Raw genomic sequence first — 23,175 nt, forward strand, 5'->3', positions numbered from 1 at the left:
GCGTCGCAAGGAGAACAAGAATTGTCCTTCGCTAATCATTCTATAATGATATTTAGCCTTAGGATATCTCAATTAACAATAAAAAATAAATATGTTTAGACCCGTAAAGTAATGGTTCTAAACATATTATACGAGGAGAAATAAAATGTTAAATTCAATTAATCGCGATGCGTTTACGCTGTTTAACCAGGGAGGGAATCTGATACCTTATGAGTACACCGGGTATAAAAATGAAATTTTGGCATCAAAATCTACCGCCTGGTTTGGGACAACATTGAATAGTTCACCAATTTATGATGTTAAAGGACCGGATGCGGCAAAATTCCTGACCTCCATCTGCATCAACAGCTTTTTAAAGATGAAACCAGGCAGCATCCGCCATGCCGTTCTATGTAATGACCAGGGTTTCATTCTGACTGACGGAGTAGTCATGATGATTGCCGAAAATCACTTCCGAACCTACTGGCTTAACCCGGTGGTGGGATATTATGTATCGGTTACTGAGATGGATGTTGAAGGCGTTGATTTGTCGGGTAAAGAGTTTTTCTTCCAGCTGGCTGGACCAAAATCTCTGGAAATTCTGGAACAGGCTTCTCAAAGCGATCTCCATGATATAGCCTTTACCAAACATCGGATGGCAAAAATTGCCGGGATCGATGTACGCATTCTCAGACTGGGCATGGCCGGCACCCTGGGCTACGAAATTCATGGCGATACGAAAAATTCAGAAGCGGTTTATGACTGTATCTGGGAAGTGGCTAAAACCTTTGACGCCAAAAAGCTGGGACAGGTTGGTTATACCATGAACCATACTGAAGCCGGTTTCCCGAATATCAATATGCATTATCCATTGCCCTGGTTTGAAACGGAAGGCCTAAAAGAGTATATGGCCGCAAGACCGATGGAAGGCTTTTTTAATCTGAATAGAGCCCTGGTTGGCAGCGTGGGTGATGATTTAACGACCCGTTTTGTCACCCCCTATGATGTCGGCTGGGAATATCTGATCAAGTTTGATCATGACTTCCCGGGCAAGGCGGCATTGGAAGAAATTGCCAAAAACCCGACCAGAACCATGGTGACCCTGGAATGGAATCCCGATGACCTGGGCGAAATCTTTGCTTCACAGTTCAGAGGTCAGGACGTTGAACCTTTTGAAACCATGGACGACCGCCCCATGGATATGTATTACAACAGCGGTTTTTCGATGTATTACCACGCTGATAAGGTTCTGGCTGACGGCCGTGAAATTGGTATTTCCAGCGGTCGATTGAATAGTTATTACTATCAGCGGATGATTTCGCTGGCCTTTATCAAGCCGGAATATGCCGTTGAAGGAAAAGAATTGAAGGTTGTCTGGGGAACACCGGGAAAACCGCAAAAAGAAATCCGGGTGACGGTTGCCCGTTCGCCTTATATGAATCTGGAAAACAATAAAGAAATTGATGCGAACGAAATTCCGAGATATAACAAATAATCTATTATAAAGAAGAATACTAAAATCATCTGATAAAAAATTAATAAAGTCAGTTATAAAACGCGTTTGTTGCAAAATTTTAAGATAAACGCGTTTTATACTAAATGAGAATGAATTAGTAAACGTGGAAATTATTGAAAAAAGGAGAATTATTAAAAATGAAAACTGACGTACAAATCGCCCAGGAAGCCAATCTGAAGCCAATTTCAGAAGTGGCTGAGAAATTGGGAATAAATGCCAATGATCTGGAGCTTTATGGCAACCACAAGGCGAAGGTATCCCTTTCGGTGTTAAAGGACAATCAGGATAAGCCGGATGGTAAACTGATTCTGGTAACGGCCATCAACCCGACCCCAGCCGGGGAAGGTAAGACAACCACCAACGTGGGTCTGTCCATGGCACTGAATTACATTGGCAAGAAAACCATCACTACTTTAAGAGAACCATCTTTGGGACCCTGCTTTGGGGTCAAAGGCGGGGCTGCAGGTGGGGGATACGCCCAGGTGGTCCCGATGGATGACATCAACCTGCATTTTACCGGCGACTTTCATGCCATTACCTCAGCCCACAGCCTGCTGGCGGCGCTGCTGGATAATCACCTCCATCAGGGAAATGCCTTAAACATTGACATGGACCGGATTGTCTGGCGACGGGTAGTGGACATGAATGACCGGGCCCTGCGAAAAATTACCGTCGGCCAAGGCAGTCGCGCCAACGGCGTTGAACGGGAAACCGGCTACGACATTACCGTGGCTTCAGAAATTATGGCGATTCTCTGTCTGGCCTCCAGTCTGACCGATTTGAAAGAACGTCTGGGCCAGATGATCGTCGCCTACAATACCGCTGGCAAAGCGGTGACTGCAAGTGATCTGGAAGCCACCGGCGCCATGGCTCTGCTGTTAAAAGATGCCATCAAACCTAATCTGGTGCAAACCCTGGAAAATACCCCAGCCTTTATTCATGGCGGACCGTTTGCCAATATCGCCCACGGCTGTAACTCAGTCCTGGCCACTAAAACAGCTTTAAAATTGGCCGATTACGTGGTAACCGAAGCTGGCTTCGGCGCTGATTTGGGAGCTGAAAAGTTCTTTGATATTAAATGCCGTTATGCCGGCATCAGCCCCAGTGCCGTGGTCATCGTTGCCACTGTCCGGGCGCTGAAAATGAATGGCGGTGTGGAAAAAGCGGAATTGTCCAAAGAAAATGTCAAAGCAGTTGAAGCGGGAACGGCCAACATTGTTCAGCATCTGGATAATTTAAAGAAGTTTGAAGTACCAGTGGTGGTGGCGCTCAATAAGTTCCCAACTGATACGGCTGCCGAATTTGACGCCGTTAAAAAAGCCTGCGAAGATAAGGGTGTAAAAGTGATCTTGTCCGACGTCTTCTCTCAGGGGGGCAAAGGCGGGGTGGAGCTGGCCGAGGAAGTGGTCAGACTCTGTGATCAGAATGTGGCACCTTACAAACCCCTTTATGCCCTGGAACTGCCCCTTGAAGATAAGATTGAAACCATTGCCAAAGAGATCTACCGGGCCGATGGGGTGGAATACACCCTGGAAGCCAAGCAACAGCTGGACGAAATTGCCGCTCTGGGCTTTGATCACCTGCCGGTTTGTATGGCAAAAACCCAGTACTCGTTCTCGGATGATGCCGCCCTGTTGGGAGCACCGCGCAATTTCAACATCCATGTCAAAGAAGTCCGTCTGTCTGCCGGCGCCGGATTTGTGGTTGCCATCACCGGTGCCATCATGACCATGCCGGGTCTTCCCAAAGTGCCAGCAGCCAACGGTATGGATATTACCGAAGACGGCGAAATCATCGGGTTATCCTAATACCCTGCCACTGAAAACATTTAAAGCCCCATTGCAAAAATAAAAAAATATAAAATAACAAGTACATTCATACAAATAATTTAGAAATTTTAACGTCAGGCCCATCTTCAGAAAATTTTTGTTGAAAAACGAGAAGCTTTTGAGATGGGCTCTGTTTATCGAAAGGAAAGATAAAAAATGAAAACGTATGCTTTTATCATAATGAAACCAGATGCATTAGAACGGGAACTGGTTGAAACAATTAGCGAGCGCTTTAGGAATGAAGGATTTTCGATTGAAAAGATCGGTTATCGCAATGTCGATGAACAGCTGATTATTGCACATTATCAGGAAGTCATTGAACGGTTTGGGGAAAGCTTTAAGGCGGCCGTGATCAGCAGTTATGCCGGTAAAGGAATGATTCCAATCCTGTTGTCTCAGGAAGGTCCAGCTGCCATTGCCAACTCCCGGGCGCTCACTGGTACAACGGATCCGTCAAAGGCAGATAGGGGCACCATCCGAGGCGACTATGGATACGACACCCTGGAAGCAGCCAATCTTGAAAACCGCAGCTGTAATAACCTGCTGCACTGCAGCGATTCAGAAGCATCGTTGCGGGAAGAAGCGAAGTTGTGGTTTGGCGAAGCGCTGGATGTAGCGATCAATCTAAATGCCAGTTAGTTTACGTAAATAAATTAGGAGAAAATCATGAACGTTCAATTACGAAATTTAAAGCTGAATGATGCGCACAGTATCATGAATCATGCCACTGGGCCGGTGGTGAGAAACCTGGGAAAAGCGGCTCAAAAATCGTTTGCTCTAGATGATATCCATTCGTTTATTTTAAAAGACAAGAATGTTTACCGGGTTAAGCAGATTAATAAAGCCATTATGTACGAGAACAAAATCATCGGGACAATCAGCCTGATGATTCAGGAGGATGATGGCAGTAAATCCGGTGAATTAGTCTTTTGGATCGGTGAAAATTATTGGGGACGGGGAATTACCCAAAATGCTATTGAAGAAATGTGTCAATTGGGATTATCGGAATTTAATTTAGTGCGTATTTTTGCAGTGCCAATCTTTGAGAATATAAGAGCCAGAAAAGTTCTGGAAAAAGCAGGGTTCCGGCTGGAAGGAATTATGAGAAAGAGTGTTTGTCTCAATGATCAGGTACACAATGCCTGTATGTATACACTGCTCAAGTGAGTTTAATAGATATGGCGATTAAAGACATCAAGCGTTATTGACTGTATTAAATCAAAAGCAATGGATAAAAAGAAGGAAGTGAATAAAATGAAAAAAAGAAAAAATGAATCAGCAGCTGCAATTAGGGAATTCAGAGGAAAGTTTTCACATAAAATATCACTTCTGATTATCGCGATCGCGTTCATCGGGATTGGTTTATACGGAGTCATTTCTTATCTGCTTGTATCATCCTATCTGGCTAATTTGAAAGATCTGAATGTTGAACAGATACGTTTTGAATTTGGAATGCTTATTGCAGTGATGACACTTTCAATCATGTGTTTAAGTTTGATTGGTTCAATGATCGTAGGAAATATATTAACACGACCAATAAAAAAACTGAATGAAGTTTTCTCAAAAATGGCGTTGGGAGATGTTGACTTGGATGTAAATGATTTGAATGCATTTTCACAACGTTCAAAAGATGAATTGGGACAGATGATGGCATCATTTGTCCTAATGATTGAAAAACGAAAAGACCTGGCCGCCAAAGTTCAAAATTTGGCGGCAGGCGATTTTTCGGTGGAGTTTAAGAAAGAATCAGAGCAAGATATTTTAGGTCAGTCTTTGCTTGATATTGTCGCTCAAATCAATCAATTGTATTCTGAAATGGCAGAAAAAGCCTTTAAAACAAACGAAGGTAATTTTGAATATGAAGGAAATGAAGAAGGATTAAATGGTCAATTTCAACATTTTATGATTGGTTTTAATCAGGTTATCAGAGACCTAGTTGAACACATCAGAATGGGTGAGTCAATTATTGGAAAGATTGGCAAAGGCGAAATACCGGATAAAATCACCAAAGAGTATGCTGGTGATTATAATCATCTCAAGGATGGCATTAATGCCTGTATTGATGGCTTAGGGGCTCTCGTAGAAGGCAACGCTGTGATGGCAAACATGCGTGTCAATGATCTGTCCCAAGTTGTTAAAGGACAGTACCAGGGAATTTATGGAGAGCTATCGGAGTCCATCAATCGTGTCCACCAACAACTGAACCTGATTGTGGCAGTAGCCAGCCGGATTACCGCAGGTGATCTCAGTGATTTAAAAGAATTAAAACAAGTCGGGAAGTTAAGCACAGCCGATACGTTAAATCCAAGCTTGATTGCAATGATTGAAAATATTGGTAATCTGACTCAGGAAACCCAGGCAATGGCAACCATGGCTATCGAAGGAAATCTCAGTTACAGGGGGCATGTCGAAATGTTTAGTGGCGAATATGCGAAAGTCATCGCCGGTTTTAATCAAACCCTGGATGCAGTGATTGCGCCCATTTCCGAAGCTTCAATTGTACTGACTGAACTATCAAAGGGGAATCTGCAGACAGCGATGAGCGGTGACTATTCAGGTGATCATGCTGAAATAAAAACTGCCATGAACAAAACAATTGCGTTTTTAAAGCGGTATGTTGCTGAAATCATTGAGACATTGAGTGAAATCGGTCAGGGAAATCTGAATCTGGAAATTACCTCCTATTACCATGGCGATTTTCTTACCATTAAAACAGCATTAAATGACATTACCACCCATCTCAGCGAGACCATGGCAGAGATCAACACCGCTGCCGATCAGGTGAAAATGGGCGCAAGACAGATTTCCGATGGGGGTCAGGCGCTTTCACAAGGCGCAACGGAACAGGCCAGTACCATTGAAGAGCTCACCGCCTCCATCGAGGAAGTAGCCGGTGAAACAAAACAAAATGCGCACAATGCCAATGCGGTTAATGAAATTACCAGACGATTACGGGATAACGCTGAAGATGGCAATCTTCAGATGAAAAGAACAGTTGATGCTATGAATGAGATTAATCGGTCATCGACGGACATTTCAAAAATCATCAAGGTGATTGAGGATATCGCCTTCCAGACGAATATTCTGGCATTAAATGCAGCGGTTGAAGCCGCCCGGGCCGGTCAGCATGGCAAAGGTTTTGCCGTAGTGGCCGAAGAGGTCAGGACGCTTGCGGCAAGAAGTGCTGAAGCTGCAAAAGAAACAACGGTTTTAATTGAAGACTCCATTGAAAAAGTAGTATCCGGTTCGAAAATTGCCGATGAAACGTCAGAGCGTTTAAAAGAAATGCTGACTGAAATTGAAACCGTGTCAAATCTTGTCGGTAATATTGCGATATCTTCCAATGATCAGGCTTCCGAAATCACTCAGATTACGCTGGGAATTGAACAGGTCTCTCAAGTTGTCCAGACCAACTCGGCAACGGCGGAAGAAAGTGCTGCCGCAAGTGAGGAGTTAAACAGCCAGGCTGAGTTATTAAATCAGATGATCAGGCGATTTCAGTTAAAAGAGGAAGAAAAAAAGTTTGTTTGAAAAATAGATAAAACCATTCGGGTTGTATTAAGGGAAAATCCCAGCAAATGTGTTCATACCGCTAGCTGGGAAGTCTTAATTTATGTTCTTTCAATCAGTACATTTATCTGTCAAATGTACTGATTTTTTAATAAAAGAAAGCCAAATGATTGAAGTAAAGTTTAGGGGATTAAAACGCAAGGATAAATTGAAACAGCTTCAATGAAAGCTGCAGATCAAAGATAACCTGTTGATCAGTCAGATCAATTTTACACAGCTCCTCAATTTTCTTGAGTCGATAAATAAGGGTACCCCGCTGAATGTACAAATCCTGAGATGCCTTGAGCTGCTTGCAGTTGTTATCGAGATAAGCAACAAGCGTTGGCAGCAGGGCAGCCCCTTTCCTTTGATCATATGCCTGCAATTGTTTAATACAGGGGTTTAAATAACTTTCAATATCGCCAAGTTTCACAAAGGCATAAATCATGCTGCTGAGGCGATGCTCTTTAAAATTAAATAACTGGTCGTCAATACCTAGATAATTTCCGATGTCAATAGCCATCAGGGCTTGGCGGTAGAGCCTGGCAAGATCAGAAATTTTTTCTTCGCCATTGCTGACCCCGGCACACAGCTGATTTTTTTTCAGGAAGTGTGCTAAGTTTTCAGACTCCTGAGCACTGAGACTGTTTAATTGATCGTGATTGATCAAAATGACAATATGATCGTTATAAATCACCGCACAGGAACTGGTAATGAGTTTAAGGATGGCATCACTTATTTTCTTCAGCTGAGTTTTGTTTAAAAAGACATGCTGAGACTGAATTGTCAGAATATAGAAATTCTTTTTGGGCAGCCAGTTAACGTTACGGATCCGGGCAACTAGTTCAGCATCATTTTTAAACCGTTCATCCAGAATATCGGTAATGATTAATTCTAACCGGTTGTCAGTTAGATAGCTGCGGCTGTCATGGGTTTTGAAATATAAGGCCAGCATATCACCGAAATAACAGAGACAGGAAAAATCACCCTCGCTGATGGGATGATTTTTTTGAATCAGGCTGATAATGGCAACCCGATTGCCGTTTAAAATAACACTTTTAGCTGATGCCCAACTGTCGCCATGCATGGGGTGGTTATAGGCGGCGTCATGGTCATCTAATAATGTCAAGGCCCGTTTTAGAACCTGGGAAGCCTGACTATCCAGGTCCGCATAACCTTTTTCAACGGTGAGCTTCCAAACTTCATCATTCATGGCATCGTCTGAGGTAAATCCAAGAACCTTCATGGAATTATCCAAAATCATCATGGGATTGGTCAGAATCCGGTGGGCACAGTCAATCAGTTGATGAATGACCACATTTTTCATCACCAGAGACAAAAGCTCATCGCCCCACTGAAAGTAGCGTCGCATGATATCCCGGCAAATCTCGAATAATTGCGATAAGGAAGCAGCCGAATAAATAATCATGGCACAGGGCGGCAGAATTTCGCTGTCAACTATCTCATCTCGTGTTGCCAAAATTAACATCTCGGAAGGAATATGAACATAAGCATCCTGGTTATAATCGCTCCAGTCGATTATGACATAGTTAATATCGGTTGGAATTTTACTTTTTTTGGAGAAACAGACGTCATCGACGTATAAATTTTTGTTATAAGCGGTTCCTTTGCGGCAAAGCACACACGATTTAAGGCCATCGTAAAGCATGGACATGGTTACTCTCATTAATTAATTACCTCAGCAGTTTAAAGATTTAAAAAATAGACTGGTCATTAATATTCATCATACAAAATGTATGGTGAGTTCAATAAAATTCGCTAACTAAACAATGTTATTAAAATATCATAATACAAAATGTATAAAAAGAAAAGCAATTTTGAAATTAATGTAGAATGTAATTTGATAAGCCAGTTGCTATAATGATAACGATTGTAATAGCGATTTAAAAATTATTGATGTGTTGAGACCGGTTTTGTTTAGACTGCAAAAAAATGCATGTTGATTTTTAAATCCAAATTAAAAATATGAAGGAGTAAAAAATGGGCAGATTAGAAAACAAGATTGCAGTAGTAACTGGAGCAACATCCGGTATTGGGGAAGCCGTTTCGTTGATGTATGTCAAAGAAGGTGCAAAAGTTGTTTGTGTCGGCAGAAATGCGGAAAAAGGAAACGAACTGGTTAAAAAAATTGAAGCAATAGGCGGCGAAGGTTCTTTTGTTCAATGTGATTTGCGTAAATTTGAAGATATCGAAAAATTAAAAGCGGCAGTTGATGCAAAATATGATCATGTTGATATTCTCTTTAATTCAGCCGGCGTTCTGGTACACAAACCGTTTTTAGAACAAAACATGGAAGATTTTGATTTTATTATGGAAACCAATTATCGGGCTTACGTCTGGACGATGCAGGCTTTCATTCCGGGCATGGTTGCCGCCGGCAAAGGCAGCATCATTAACGTGGCTTCAGTTTCAGCAATCTGGCCAGAACTGAATTCTTATTTCTATGGTGCCATGAAAGCGGCGGTTACCAATCTTTCCCGAAATGTCGCCAAGGAATTTGCCCGCCAAGGGATTCGGATCAACTGTATTTTACCAGGACCAATTAATACCGGCATGACACCGGACTTCATCAAAAACAGCAAGGAAGCGCAACAGGGAATGATTGACACCGTTTGTATGCTCGGTCGTTTGGGCGAACCAGATGATATCGCTTATCCAGCCGTGTACCTGGGATCCGATGAGTCTTCTTTTGTAACCGGAACCAATATCGTTGTTGACGGCGGCGTTTGTATCAGTAATTAAGATAAATTAATAATCAACTGAAAGAGGGCAACAAAAAATTTGATGAGGATGGAAGCAAAAAATGACGAATAATAATAGTAATCTTGCGCCAAAAGCGCTGGGCCGGCACGTCATTCAGCATGCCAAGGAATATTCAGTCTGCGTGGGCTGTAATGCCTGTGAAATTGTCTGCGGTCTGGTCCACGAGGGTGAAGCGGGGCAGATGTTAAGACGGATTTTTCTGGAACGGGATACCATCAATCTGGAGGATCATACGATTCTAACCTGCCAGCATTGTCAAGATCATCCCTGTTATGAAGCCTGTCCCAAAAAAGATCAAGCAATCTGTATTGAAGCGGATAGCGGCATTGTTTATATCAATGAAGCAGATTGTATTGGCTGTAAAAAATGCTACAAAGCCTGTCCCTATGAGCCCAAAAGAATCAATTATGACACGGCGTCAAAAAAAGCGAAAAAATGCGATTTGTGCCGCAATCGTGAAGCGGGTCCGGCCTGTATTGAGTATTGCCAGGTACAATGTCTCGCGCTGTCAGAGGCTGACTTAGGGAGGGAAAACTAAGATGAAGAGAGAATTATGCGGCTATGCCGGAAAAATCTTGCGGGTTAATCTGACGACAAAGGAAATTACTGAACAACCGATTTGGGATTATGTACCCAAATACCTGGGGGGACGCGGTGTCGCCAACAAAATTTTCTGGGATGAGGTGAAGCCGGGAGTCAAAGCCCTCGATCCGGAGAATAAGCTGATCATCATGACCGGGGCAACCACCGCCACTGGTATTCCCACCGGCGGCAGGATTGTCATTGCCGGAATTGCACCGCAATGTTATCCGGAGCAGTATGCCTGGTCGGGAATGGGCGGCTGGTTTGGCTCAGAGCTTAAATATGCCGGTTATGATGGAATTGTCCTTGAAGGCGCCCTGGAAAAACCCGGCTATCTCTTTATTGACGACCAGACGGTAGAAATCCGCGATGCCTTAGCAGCCGGCATTTGGGGTCTATATACCTATGATACCCAGATCAAACTGGAGTCTATTCATGGTAAAGATGTCAAAAGCATTGTCATTGGCCCGGCTGGAGAAAACCTGCTGCGGATGGCAATTGTGGCCACCGCCAATGAAACCGCCGCCGGCAAAGGCGGGTTCGGTGCAGTCATGGGTTCAAAGCTGTTAAAAGGCATCTGCGTCAGAGGAACCGGCAGTATCAAACCGGCAGATGTGAACAAGGTGCTGAAACTCAGAAAAACCATGGGCACCCCAGGTTTTAATACCAATCCGATTAAGGAATCACCGAAGTTTTTTGGTCATGGCCAGGAAGCAGAAGTGGAAGGGGGACTGAGAGAATACAATACCACTTGCAGTCATGGATGCAACCAGCATTGTCCCCGACTGATGATGGACATCAAGAGTACCACCTGGAAACAGGAACGGATGAATCAGGTGTCAAAATGTGTGGGACCCTTTGCCATTGAGTGGAAATACGATTGCGCCTGGATGCCTGCCCAAACCTATGTCACCGAAAAAAACAATACTGCCGCCTGCGCGATGATGTCCGGAGCAGCGCCACCACCAGATTTTTCAGATCCGGAAATCCCGATTCTCTTTGACGAACATCAGGGGGATGAATACAATTTCTGGGGTCCGGACTACAACCGGGGGATGACCATTAATGAACTATGCAGCCAATATGGTGTCAATAAGTGGGATATCATTGTCTGGCTGATGACCTGGTTGTCCATGGGAAATGCCGAAGGGGTCTTTGATGACATTGACTTTGGTATGGAAATCGATGTGGAATCGGAAGACTTCATGAAATATATGCTGGACATGATTGTTTACCGCAAAGGTTATTATGGCAATCTGTTTGCCGAAGGCATGTCCCGGGCAATACGGGAAATGGGCAAAGAAAAATTCGGCGACACTATTTATCAGCAGCGAAAGTCCCGACGATTAGGCGGTAAACAATTGGATATTCCCATCAGTTTTGAAGTAGCCTGGGGATATTCAGCCCATTGGAATGGCCGCGGTTATGAAGGAACAGTACCGTTGGATACCTGGCTGCCCATTGCCGTAGAAATGATGACTTCCACTCGGGATGCTCAGACCAACACCCATCATAAGGATACCACCGACTATATTCATGCCATGAAAACAGATCCCTATGGCAGTCTGGCGGGCCCCCAATCAGTGATCATGAATGAAACCAAGTCAGAATTGAAGGAAGCCATCACCACATGCGACTGGCAGCTGCCGGATATGTTCTGGATGACGGCTGAAACCGAGTTATTTGAAGCGGCCACCGGGGCCGGAATGACTCAGGAAGAGATTGAAACAGCTGCCAACCGGATCAAAAATTTATTTCGAGCCATTACCATCCGTAATTACGACCGAACCCGACAAATGGAAGTCGATGAGATTGTCCCCTTTCATCGCTATCCGGATGCTGACGGTATTTGCATTGACGAAGATGGATTTAATACTTTTGTGTCCAACTATTATCGTTTGCGCGGTTGGGATGAAAAAACCGGCTGGCCGACCCGAGAAACCTATGAAAAACTGGGATTGGGCGACGTGGCTAATGAATTGGCAGTGCTGGGTAAATGCCCACAATAAAGCATTGTCTGTGAAATTTAAAAGATAAACTGAGGAGGCGAAAATTGATGGATAAGATAATGGTATTGTCATCAGAAAAGAAGACCGGTGGCTGTTATCGGCTGGCAGAGGGGCGGTGGACGGAACAAAAGCTTTCTTTGCCGGAAGAAATGCCGCTGACGATTTTTGTCAATTGCCATGAACTGGTGACCATTCTTTGTTCGCCTTCCAGTCTGAAATTTCTGGTGATTGGCTATCTGTTTTCAGAAGGACTTATCAAAGCTGTAAATGATATTGATATTTTAAGGGTCTGCGAAAGCAGTCGGCTGGCCGATGTCCGGCTAAAAAACGAAGTCACCATCAGCACCGAAAAACGGATTCTGACCTCCGGCTGCGGCGGCGGAATGAGTCTGGGAACAGCGATGCCCAAAATCAGTATCTGTTCGGATTTAAAAATTACGCCAGTGAGGATTTTTGATCTGATCCGGCAAATGGTCAAAAGCGGCTCTGCCTATCGCTTAACCGGTGGGGTTCACACCACTGTGCTGTGTGATCATGAACAGATTCTGGCCATGGGGGAAGATATCGGTCGCCATAACACCCTAGATAAGGTAATTGGTAACTGTATGATGTGTGAGATCAACCCCAAAGATAAGATTTTAATGACAACTGGAAGAATTGCATCAGAGATTCTTAAAAAAGCAGTAATGCTGGAAGTACCCATGGTTGTTTCGCTTAGCTCACCGACAGATGAAGCGGTAAACCTAGCTCGAAATCTTGGGGTGACATTAATTGGTTATGTTCGTGGTCAAAACATGACCGTGTATGCCAATGGGCAACGTTTGGAAGCCTGCCAGAAAACAGAGATACTTTGTGCTTCAAAAGGATAATAGCGAACAATTAAAAACACCACTATCATTGAAATTATTAAATCAACAACAATTTAGATTTGTAACAAGTGATTTAACCGGAAGCTTTAAGTGGATACTCAAATAGTTCATAAAGGAATATTGATATGAAGATAATCAGAAGACCTTGTAGATTGCTGCAAGGTTTTTTGAATAATTAAAAGATTTCTAAATGTTATGAAAACCAATAGTGTGAACACCTTAAGGACCCTGTTAAGAAAGGAAGAATAATGAGTCAAAATACGAAAATATCTGGTTGTGGTTGTCACAGTGACCAGCCCAATCCCTTTGCGGAACTTTCACCGGTGCTGGATCGTTACGCCGACATCCCCGGAAGTTTGATTACGATCCTTCAGAAAGCCCAGGAGCTCTACGGTTTTTTATCGGTTGAGCTGATGCGCCATATTGCCCTGGAAACCCACACCAGCATTGCCAAGGTTTACGGGGTGGCCACCTTCTATACCCAATTCCGCTTTGAACCGGTGGGGAAATACCTGATCATGCTCTGTCAGGGCACAGCCTGTCACGTCAACGGCTCCAAACAGGTCGAAGAAGCCGTGATGGACTACCTCGACATCAAAGAAGGCGAAACCACCTCCGACGGACTGTTCACCCTGAACAACGTGGCTTGTCTGGGCTGCTGCAGCTTATCCCCGGTGATGATGATCAACGACGACACCTACGGTCAGCTGACCAAAGACAAAGTGACAAATATCCTGGCTGAACTTAAGGAAATTGCTGATTCGGAAAAAGCACCTCAGGAGGTAACCGCATGAAAATCGTAATCGGATCAGGCAGCTGCGGTATCGCCGCCGGCGCCCACAAAGTCCAGACCGCCTTTGAAGCCATCATTGCCGAAAAAGGTTTAAATCTGTCAGTCGAACAAACCGGCTGTATTGGCACCTGTTACCTCGAACCGATCGTTGACGTAGTTGACGATGCCGGCAAGAAGATCACCTTTGTCAATGTCATCACCGAAGATGCCAGGCGGATCATTGACGACTATGTCGTCGCCCAAAAAGAACTTGCGGATTTACAGATCTCTCAGGAAGATCTCACCATGATCGGGAAACAGAAACGGATTGTCCTGCGAAACTCCGGGATCATCGATCCCGAACAGATTGACGATTATCTGGCCGTTGACGGTTACCTGGCCGCCAAAAAATGCCTGACTGAAATGACTCCCGACGCGATTATCGAAACCGTCAAAGTCGCCGGCTTAAAAGGTCGGGGCGGCGCCGGCTTTCCGACCTGGTTCAAATGGGACGCCGCAAAAAAATCGCCCGGGACCACCAAATATATGGTCTGTAATGCTGACGAAGGTGACCCTGGGGCCTTTATGGACCGCTCCGTTCTCGAAAGCGATCCCCATGCCCTGATTGAAGGAATGCTAATCGGCGCCAAAGCCATCGGCGCCAGCGAAGGGATCATCTACGTCCGGGCTGAGTACCCTCTGGCGATCGTGCGTTTGCAGAACGCCATTGACCAAGCCCGGGAAAAAGGCTTTTTGGGAGACAACCTTTTTGAAACCGGATTTAACTTTGATCTGCGTATCAAAGCCGGTGCCGGTGCCTTCGTCTGCGGCGAAGAAACCGCCCTGATCGCTTCTCTGGAAGGAGAGCGGGGGATGCCGCGGTTAAAACCACCCTTCCCAGCCCAGAAAGGTTACTGGAACAAACCCACCAACATCAACAACGTCGAAACCTTCGCCAACGTGCCCTGGATTTTCCGTAACGGCGGAGACGCCTATGCCGCCCTCGGCACCGCCGAGAGCAAAGGCACCAAAGTCTTTGCCCTCACCGGCAAGGTCAAAAAAGGCGGTCTGGTGGAGATCCCCATGGGCCTGACCCTACACGATGTTATTTTTGACATCGGCGGCGGCATCAAAGCCGACAAAGCCTTTAAAGCCGTGCAGATGGGCGGTCCCTCCGGCGGCTGTATCCCCGCCAGTCTTTTAGGTACCCCGATCGACTACGCCGAAATCACCAAAACCGGTGCCATCATGGGCTCCGGCGGAATGGTCGTCATGGACGAAACCACCTGTATGGTCGACATGGCCCGGTTCTTCCTCGACTTCACTTGTAAAGAATCCTGCGGCAAATGTACCTACTGCCGCGTCGGCACCACCCGAATGCTCGAAATCCTCAACCGGATTACCCGAGGCGAAGGCCGGGACGGCGACATTGAACTGCTCGAAGAACTGTGTTACAAGATCAAAGACGGTTCCCTATGCGGCCTCGGTCAGACCGCTCCCAACCCGGTACTGACCACGATCAAATATTTCCGTAACGAATATGAAGATCATATTTACAATCATAAATGTACCGCCAAAAGTTGTAAACCGCTTTTGACCTATACCATTGATAAAGAAAAATGCGTCGGCTGTGGGGCCTGTAAGAAAAACTGTCCTGTTACGGCCATTACCGGCGAAAAGAAGCAGGTCCATGAGATCAATCAGGACATCTGCATCAAGTGCGGCAAATGCTTCACCGTCTGTAAATTTGATTCCGTCATCATTGACTAGAAAGGAGTGGGAGAATGAAAAAATTTAAACTCAACATCGATGGAAAAGAAGTCACCGGCATTCCCGGACAAACCATTTTAGACGTCGCCCGGGAAAATGCAATTGAGATCCCCACCCTGTGCTATGACGAACGCCTGGAGATCTATGGATCCTGCGGACTCTGCGTCGTGGAGGTTGCCGGCATCCCCAAGATCTTAAAAGCCTGTGCCACTGAAATCAGCGACAATATGGTGGTCAACACCCGGACCCCCCGGGTCATCGAATCCCGCAAAACCAATCTGGAGTTGCTCTTATCCAAACACATCGGTGACTGCGTTGCCCCCTGTAAACGGGCCTGTCCCGGCACCACCGACTGTCAGGGCTACGTCGGCCTGATTGCCAACGGCGAATTCGCCGAAGCCTTGAAGCTGATTAAAGAGCAGTTACCCTTACCCGGTGCCATTGGCCGGGTCTGTCCCCATCCCTGTGAAGATGCCTGCCGTCGCGGCGACGTCGATCAACCCATCGCCATTGCCTGGCTCAAACGGTTCGCGGCCGACTTTGATATGACCCATGAGATGTTCATACCGGAAATTGCACCAGCCACCGGCAAATCCATCGGTATCATCGGTGGCGGCCCCGGCGGCCTCACCGCCGCCTACTACCTGATCCAGTCCGGTCATGCCGTCACCATTTATGACGCCATGCCCAAAATGGGCGGGATGCTGCGCTACGGGATTCCCGAGTACCGCTTACCCAAAGGCGTCGTTGACGAAGAAGTGGGACTCATCGAAGCCATGGGCGTTGTCTTTAAAAACAACACTCGCATCGGCGTTGATCTTCCCTTTGAGACCATCCGCAACACCCATGACGCCGTCTATATCGCCCTGGGTGCCTGGACCAGCTCCGGCCTCAGATGCGACGGCATCGACGCTACCGGTGTCATCGGTGGGATTGAGCTGCTCCAGCAGGTCGCTAACAACGAACCGATTGTCCTTGGCGAAAAAGTCGCCATTGTCGGCGGCGGCAACACTGCCATGGATGCCTGCCGGACAGCTATTCGTTTAGGTGCCAAAGAAGTCTATAACATCTACCGCCGCACCAAAGCCGAAATGCCGGCTGAGGAAATCGAAATCAGCGAAGCTAAAGAAGAAGGGGTGATCTTTAAAAACCTGACCAACCCCATTGAAGTCATTAAGGGTGACGACGGCCAGATTGTCAAAATCCGGCTCCAGAAAATGGCCCTGGGTGAACCCGATGCCAGCGGCAGAAGAAGTCCAGTCCCCATCGAGGGCGAAGAAGAGATCCTTGATATCGATACCCTGATTCTGGCCATTGGCCAGGGCATCAACCCGGATGGCATCGGCACAGCGAAAACAGAAGAAAACAGTGATGACAACCGTCTGGCGCTGACCAAATGGAATACCGTGCTGGCCGACGAACAGACATTTCGGACGAATCTGGATGGCGTGTTTGCCGGCGGCGACTGCATCAACAGTGGTGCCTCCATTGTCATTAAAGCCGTTGGTGATGCTAAAAAAGCCGTGCCCTTTATCGAAGGCTATTTAAACGGCGAAAGCATTGCCTACCACGAACCCTATTACGTCATAAGAGAAGCGGTCGATCAGGACTATCTCGAAAGCATCAAGAAAAACAAACGCCCGGCAATGACCCATTTAACCCCAGACGCCCGCAATGATAACTTCCTGGAAGTGGTGGAAGGCTATAATCCCCTTCAGGCCGTTGAAGAAGGCAAACGCTGTCTCGAATGTGGTTGTCAGGATTACTTTGAATGCAAGCTGGTATCCTATGCCAACGCGTATGAGGTTAAACCCGAACGCTTTAAGGGCAAGAACCCGGAAGCCAAGATTCAGGACGACCATCCCTTTGTGATCCGGGACAACAGCAAGTGCATCACCTGCGGCCTCTGTGTCCGGGTCTGCGACGAAATCGTCGGCGCCGAGGCCCTCGGCCTGGTCGACCGCGGTTTTGAAACCATCGTCGAACCAGCCCTACGCCAACCCTTAAAAGACACCGGCTGCGTCAGCTGCGGGATGTGCATCTCGGTCTGTCCCACCGGTGCTTTAAGAGAAGGGCTCACCGGGATAAAACAGATTCCCCTCGATACCAAAAAGACCGAATCCACCTGCGGCTACTGTTCCGCCGGCTGCCAGATCGTTATCGAATCCAAGGGTGATACCATCATTAAAGCGATCCCCCGGTCAAACCATCAGGACCTCAACCAGGGCGTGATGTGCGGCCGCGGCCGCTTTGGCACCAACCTGGTCCAGTGGGGCGATCGCATCACCACCCCGCTGATCAGAAACAAAGCCGGCGAACTGGAAGAAGCCACCTGGTATGATGCCCTGGTGACCATTGCCAAAAAATCCCAAAGCATCGCCGCCCGCTATGGTGCTGAAGCTGTGAAGATGGGCATCTCACCCAAGTATACCAATGAGGAAATTTATACCTTTGCCCGGCTGGCCGAAGTACTCCGGGCGGAAACCTTCAGCTTTTCCAACCGCAGTCACGGCGGAACAGCTGTCCTCCAGGGCGACTTTCAGATCCGGGACATGGAGGCGATTGTCAGCGCCGATACCATTCTGGTTCTGGGGATGCTGCCAGCGGACAATCCGATTGTCAAGTATAAGTTGATCCAGGCATCAAAAAATGGCGCAACAATCATGGCGATCAATCACCGCGAAAGTGGCTATGGTAAGCTGGGCCGGGAGTTTATCCTTGGTTGTGACCAGTTGCCATTTTTAGGAGAAATTACCAAACATGTGCTGGAAAACAGCAAAGTCAAAAGAGATCTTGCAAATCTGGAGCTGCTGAAAACCTCGCTTTTTGATTTTGATATCTGCGAGGACGCCAGAGCAATCGGCGAAAGCCTAATCCAGGCCAAAAATCTGGTGATGGTTATCGGGGACAAGTACGTCACCGAAGAAGCGGCGGCAATGCTCGGCAATCTGCTGGCGCTGCTGGGTAAAGCCGACGGCAAACGCAGCGGGATTTTCCCGGTGGCAACTAAAAACAACAGTCTGGGTCTCAATTATCTGGGGGTGCAAAACACGGCCGCTGTTTTAAGCGAAGCAAAAGCGTTGCTCTTATTCGGCGAAGATCCCAGTACTGATTTAAGCCGATATGATCTCCTGATGGTACAGGATACCCACCTGACCCAGGCCGCTGAAAAAGCCGATGTGGTACTGCCGGCCCTGGCCTTCCCGGAAGTCAATGGCACCTTTGTCAATACCGAAGGACGGTTGTTAAAAGTTAAAAAAGCCGTTGAGAATCCCTTGGAATTCAGCAACATTGAGATGGCCCAGGCGATTGCCGACATTCTTTCGGCAGATCTTGGTTTGGCCTGCCCGAAAAAAATAAGAAAAGCCATTGAAAAAGATCACCCGGCATTTCGGGAGGTGGAAGCAGGGGAGCTGTTAATGCATTTTGCAGCAGAGCAACCAGGCTTGGCGCTAACTCCCTATGTCGATGGTCGGCTGTTTACGGAACTGCCGGGTACCGATTATCTGATGAATACCGTTCAGGATGAATTGAACAAGTTCGTTAAAGCCTAAAAAATTTAAATTTAAATCTAAAAAAAAAGTTTAAAAGAAATTTCCTGATTGATACATAGGTGATCAATCAGGAATATCTTTGTTAAGAGAAAAATAAAAACAATAGTAACAATTGATGTGGCAGGTCATGCACGATGTAATGATCTAAAGCCGATTATTACATCGTATTACATTAGATCGTTTCATTAAATAAGCTAAACTAATTTTAAAACTTAAAAAAACTCTGTCTCGAAAAAATCAGGATGATCTGATTTCAATCGAGATAGAGTTTTTAAAAATTAACGTTTATAGACTAGCGATTATTCACTTATGCCTGTGGTGATAGCTCAGGTTCTGAAATAATTTCAGATTTCTTTGAGCAAAGTTCTGGCAGCAGGAAAACGAGCACTGCGACGATTGCCATGCAGCCACCAGCCAGGATAAAAAAAAGCTTCATATCAGAACCGGCGATGGGTGTAATAATAAATGTTGGGATTAAAACGCCACCCATTAATTGCAAGGTTGCGGTAAAACCACCGGCGGTACCGGCGTATACTGGTCCGATTTCAGGAAGCTGAATAGGAATTGTCATTAACAAAGGAATCTGGCCAGCCAGAGCAGCACCCGTTAAAAACAGGCTGATGCCCAAAAGAAAACCAGCCGGGGCACTCCAGGCCAGAGCTGCACCGAGGGCAGAAACCATGGCCAGGATCAATAAAACGGGTTTCATTTTACCGACTTTGCTGACGATTAGGGGTGAAATCAGACAACCAACCAAACTGCCAATCAGCATAATTGAACCATAGCCGCCAGCGGCAACGGCATCAATACCGCGACCAACCAGCGCCGTTGGTAAAAAGGAACTGATGGCAATATTACAGGCGACAATTCCCATGAGACAAAATCCAACAATCCAGACCGGGCGACTTTTTGCGACCACCTTAACGGCCATTCCCAAAGTCGCCGTTTCAAAAGCTGAATCGCTGGATGCTGTTTGTTCGGGATTTTTAACCACTAGCAGCCAGAGAATCGTTCCGACAACACTAATGATTGCTGCAAAAATAAATGCACTGGTAATACTTGGGAAAAAGGCGGTTGTTCCCATCCCCAGGGTCATCGCCAAGGTTGATGATGCCAGCAGGATACTCATCATTGAGCTGATTTTTTCTGCAGGAAAATAGCTGCCGATGATTTTTGCGCCGTTTGCATTTAAGAAAGCAGCACCAAATCCAGTTAAGATCATATAAATCAATAGCGTGTTTGAATCAGTGGCAGTGACTCGTAAACAAGTCCCAATAGCTGTAACAACTAATGCGATGCCGATAACTTTCTTGATGCCAAATTTATCAACCATTAAACCGGCAATCAGACTGAATAAAATGGCTGGAATCATTGGGGCTGAAAATAAGCTGCTGAATTGGCTCATTGATAAATTGAATTGTTCAATTAATTGCGGTGCCAGGGGGGATAACTGATATTGGGTATAGCTTGGTGAAAATAATGCCAGACAGGCAATCGCCAGAACGATCCAGGAATAGTTTTTGTTTTTCATGTGTTGATCTCCTTAATGAATGGCACGAACAATACCGGAGTATTGTTTGTGCCATCTTAATAAAATTGTCAAAAATTGAATGTGCAATCAGGGGTTAATCGGTTTAATAACGGCCAATATCACAGGCCACCTGATGAGCGGCCGAGGTGGCATCGTAAATATTTTTCGGGGTGACGCAGTCGCCAATCTGATAAAATTCTGGGGCACATGTCGAAAGAGCCAGAGCATCTTCCCGGAGCGGTTTCTGTCCGATAGCATAGATAACCGTATCGGCAGGGATAGTGCGGACGCCGTCAGCATCTTCTACAGTCAGTCCAGTATCAGTGATTTCCAGAGCTTTGGTGGAAACGCAAAGCTTGATATTGGGGTGACGGGTCAGTTCATCGCCCAGCGCCACACCGTGAACCAGTGGGAAGCCGCCGGGTAATTCCATTAAGCCGCCCATCCGGTTGGAGGTGCCTTCAACCGGAGGTGGAGTGGCAATGGTGCCGGGTGCCATTTCGACAATGGTGATGTCACGGCCCAGGCTTGACAGGAAGATTGCCAGCTCCAGACCAACCAGTCCGCCACCCATAATGACGGCATGCTGGCCGACTTGTTCGGGATGATAATACACTTCTTCGGCGCCGACGGCTTTGGGGCTGTCGATGCCTTTGATATTGGGAACCAGCGGCCGGGCGCCCATGGCGGCAATGATCACGTCGGGATGGAAGGATTCGGCCAGTTCCGGGGTAATGGTAGTGTTTAAATGGACTTCAATGGCAGCCCGGGATACCTTCAGCGCCTGCCGTTTAAGATAGGTGTCCAGGTTTGATTTGAAGGGGATTTTTTCTTCACAGAGCAGCGCCCCGCCGAGACGATCAGTTTTTTCGCAGAGAATCACGCGATGTCCCTGTTTGGCCGCCGTCAGAGCAGCCTGCATCCCGCCGACACCGCCGCCGGCAACCAACACCGTCTTTTTATGAGCCGGTAATGGGGCTGTCAGACTGGCTTGCTCCCGGCCAATTTCGGGATTAGTGGCACAGTAGAAAACGCCGTCGATGGTGCTGTTGGAGAAGCAGTAAAAACAGCGCAGGCAGGGGTTGATCTCATCGGCTCGTCCCAGTCGGGCCTTGATTGGCAGATCCGGATCAGCCAGAGTCTGACGGCCCAGATTGACGACATCCACCTGACCGGAGGCAATCAGCTCTTCCATCATCTCAGGATCGGTTAGGGCACCAACTGTGCCAACCGGCGTTTTGACGTGCTTTTTAATTTCAGCGGCATAGGAGGTATTGCAGCCATCTGGCAAAAACATGGTGGGATGGGTTTTCATAGCTGCCGAATCGATTTCATGATGACCCACTGAAACATGAATCATTTCAACTTTACCATCTAATAGCTTAGCAATTTTAATTCCTTCATCCAGATCGTAACCATCTGGCAGACATTCGGTGGCACTCATTCTAAATTCGATGGGCATATCCGGGCCGACGCGCTTACGAATGGCTTCGATAACAGCCAGTGGAAAACGCATCCGGTTTTCTACTGAACCGCCCCACTTGTCAGTCCGTTTGTTGTCCCGAGGTGAGAGGAACTGATGCATCTGCCAGCCGTGACCGCCGTGGAGGGTGATCATGTTGTAGCCGCACTGACGGGCAAAGGAAGCCGCGTCGCAGTATTTTTGAATCATCGCATCAATCTGCTCATCCTGCATGGCGCGGATTTCCACCCCATCCTCGCGAATCCCGTCAATCGTGCCGTAAATAAAGCCGGGATTGACCGGCATTAAACCCAGGTTGGCATTTTGGCCGGCATGGCAAAGTTCAATACCGGCCACGGCACCATGGCGGGTAATGGCAGTACTGACTCGGGTCATGTTGACCTTTCCAAGGATATCGTTGCCCCGCATTTGAAAGGGGTGGCTGCGGCCATATTCACCGTCGATGATCATGTCGCCGACACAGACCGAAGCAAATCCGCCCAGAGCTTTTCGCTCATAAAAATAGGCGGCTTCTTCGGTTAAAAACCGGTCGCTGGTTAAACCGGGATAATCCTGGGGGGCAGAAAAGATCCGGTTTTTGAGAAGTGTTTTACCCAGTTTGATGGGCTCAAACAAATGTTTATACTTTAATTCTGGCATAATGACAATCTCCTTCAATTTTTATAGATAACTAAATTTTATAACAAGAACGTCATCGCAGCATCACACCAATGGCTGAAAATGCGGGCCGGAATTTCGACAATTACTTAAATGTTAAAAAATTAAAAACATGATAAAATAAAATAGATTAAAGATTTAAGAAAATACAAAGGAAGAACAAGTCTGAAACATCTCTAGTATTAAGCAAACCAAATTCTGAGCATAGCAAACAAACCATCAAGTGATGGTCAAAAAAAAGTATTGGTAGAACGATCAGGTACCGGTCAGAATCTGGTACCCTTGGGATTT

The 23,175-nt window shown here is 46.5% G+C and carries 15 protein-coding genes; 12 read left to right on the forward strand and 3 right to left on the reverse strand.

The features are described from left to right. Positions 1-145: 145 nt before the first annotated feature. The 5 genes from QZ998_RS13455 (at position 146) to QZ998_RS13475 (ending at position 6,855) form a co-directional block, all read left to right on the forward strand. A complete protein-coding gene (locus QZ998_RS13455) occupies positions 146-1,474 on the forward strand; it encodes an aminomethyl transferase family protein (RefSeq protein ID WP_296561346.1) in 1,329 nt (442 codons plus the stop codon). Positions 1,475-1,632: 158 nt separating this feature from the next. Next, positions 1,633-3,303 (forward strand): formate--tetrahydrofolate ligase, encoded by a 1,671-nt coding sequence (locus QZ998_RS13460; protein WP_296561347.1) that lies wholly within the window; start codon positions 1,633-1,635, stop codon positions 3,301-3,303. Positions 3,304-3,480: 177 nt separating this feature from the next. Continuing rightward, positions 3,481-3,963: a nucleoside-diphosphate kinase gene (locus tag QZ998_RS13465; protein ID WP_228882133.1), complete on the forward strand. Its 483-nt coding sequence runs from the start codon at positions 3,481-3,483 to the stop codon at positions 3,961-3,963. 27 nt (positions 3,964-3,990) lie between these two features. Continuing rightward, a complete protein-coding gene (locus QZ998_RS13470; protein ID WP_228882135.1) occupies positions 3,991-4,491 on the forward strand; it encodes a GNAT family protein in 501 nt (166 codons plus the stop codon). A gap of 87 nt (positions 4,492-4,578) precedes the next feature. Further along, positions 4,579-6,855 (forward strand): methyl-accepting chemotaxis protein, encoded by a 2,277-nt coding sequence (locus QZ998_RS13475; RefSeq protein ID WP_296561348.1) that lies wholly within the window; start codon positions 4,579-4,581, stop codon positions 6,853-6,855. A gap of 169 nt (positions 6,856-7,024) precedes the next feature. Here QZ998_RS13475 and QZ998_RS13480 read toward each other — a convergent pair whose 3' ends face one another. Beyond that, the gene (locus tag QZ998_RS13480; RefSeq protein ID WP_296561349.1) at positions 7,025-8,560 is read right to left on the reverse strand and encodes a helix-turn-helix domain-containing protein; all 1,536 of its coding nucleotides are present in this window, start codon (positions 8,558-8,560) and stop codon (positions 7,025-7,027) included. A 314-nt stretch (positions 8,561-8,874) separates the two neighbouring features. Here QZ998_RS13480 and QZ998_RS13485 point away from each other — a divergent pair, with 314 nt between their 5' ends. From QZ998_RS13485 to QZ998_RS13515, 7 genes are all read left to right on the forward strand, one after another. After that, positions 8,875-9,636 (forward strand): SDR family oxidoreductase, encoded by a 762-nt coding sequence (locus tag QZ998_RS13485; RefSeq protein WP_296561350.1) that lies wholly within the window; start codon positions 8,875-8,877, stop codon positions 9,634-9,636. Positions 9,637-9,697: 61 nt separating this feature from the next. Then, positions 9,698-10,195: a 4Fe-4S dicluster domain-containing protein gene (locus QZ998_RS13490; RefSeq protein WP_296561351.1), complete on the forward strand. Its 498-nt coding sequence runs from the start codon at positions 9,698-9,700 to the stop codon at positions 10,193-10,195. Position 10,196: 1 nt separating this feature from the next. After that, positions 10,197-12,248: an aldehyde ferredoxin oxidoreductase N-terminal domain-containing protein gene (locus QZ998_RS13495; protein WP_286947964.1), complete on the forward strand. Its 2,052-nt coding sequence runs from the start codon at positions 10,197-10,199 to the stop codon at positions 12,246-12,248. A gap of 47 nt (positions 12,249-12,295) precedes the next feature. Further along, the gene (fdhD, locus tag QZ998_RS13500) at positions 12,296-13,117 is read left to right on the forward strand and encodes a formate dehydrogenase accessory sulfurtransferase FdhD (RefSeq protein ID WP_296561352.1); all 822 of its coding nucleotides are present in this window, start codon (positions 12,296-12,298) and stop codon (positions 13,115-13,117) included. A gap of 248 nt (positions 13,118-13,365) precedes the next feature. After that, positions 13,366-13,911 carry an NADH-quinone oxidoreductase subunit NuoE gene (gene nuoE / locus QZ998_RS13505; protein ID WP_296561353.1) on the forward strand — a complete coding sequence of 182 codons (546 nt, stop codon included), beginning with the start codon at positions 13,366-13,368 and terminating at the stop codon, positions 13,909-13,911. After that, a complete protein-coding gene (locus QZ998_RS13510; protein ID WP_296561354.1) occupies positions 13,908-15,659 on the forward strand; it encodes an NADH-quinone oxidoreductase subunit NuoF in 1,752 nt (583 codons plus the stop codon). Before nuoE ends, QZ998_RS13510 begins: the two co-directional genes overlap by 4 nt. A 14-nt stretch (positions 15,660-15,673) precedes the next feature. Continuing rightward, positions 15,674-19,213 (forward strand): molybdopterin-dependent oxidoreductase, encoded by a 3,540-nt coding sequence (locus QZ998_RS13515; RefSeq protein ID WP_296561355.1) that lies wholly within the window; start codon positions 15,674-15,676, stop codon positions 19,211-19,213. A gap of 307 nt (positions 19,214-19,520) precedes the next feature. On the opposite strand, the gene QZ998_RS13520 is transcribed toward QZ998_RS13515, so the two are convergent. Together QZ998_RS13520 and QZ998_RS13525 are read right to left on the reverse strand one after the other, a co-directional pair. Next, positions 19,521-20,744, reverse strand: a complete 1,224-nt coding sequence (locus tag QZ998_RS13520; RefSeq protein WP_070371239.1) for an MFS transporter — start codon at positions 20,742-20,744, stop codon at positions 19,521-19,523. 103 nt (positions 20,745-20,847) lie between these two features. Beyond that, a complete protein-coding gene (locus QZ998_RS13525; RefSeq protein WP_296561357.1) occupies positions 20,848-22,866 on the reverse strand; it encodes an NAD(P)/FAD-dependent oxidoreductase in 2,019 nt (672 codons plus the stop codon). Positions 22,867-23,175: the final 309 nt, after the last annotated feature.

Origin of the sequence: uncultured Acetobacterium sp. (assembly GCF_927416815.1) — a bacterium.
Lineage (GTDB): Bacteria > Bacillota > Clostridia > Eubacteriales > Eubacteriaceae > Acetobacterium.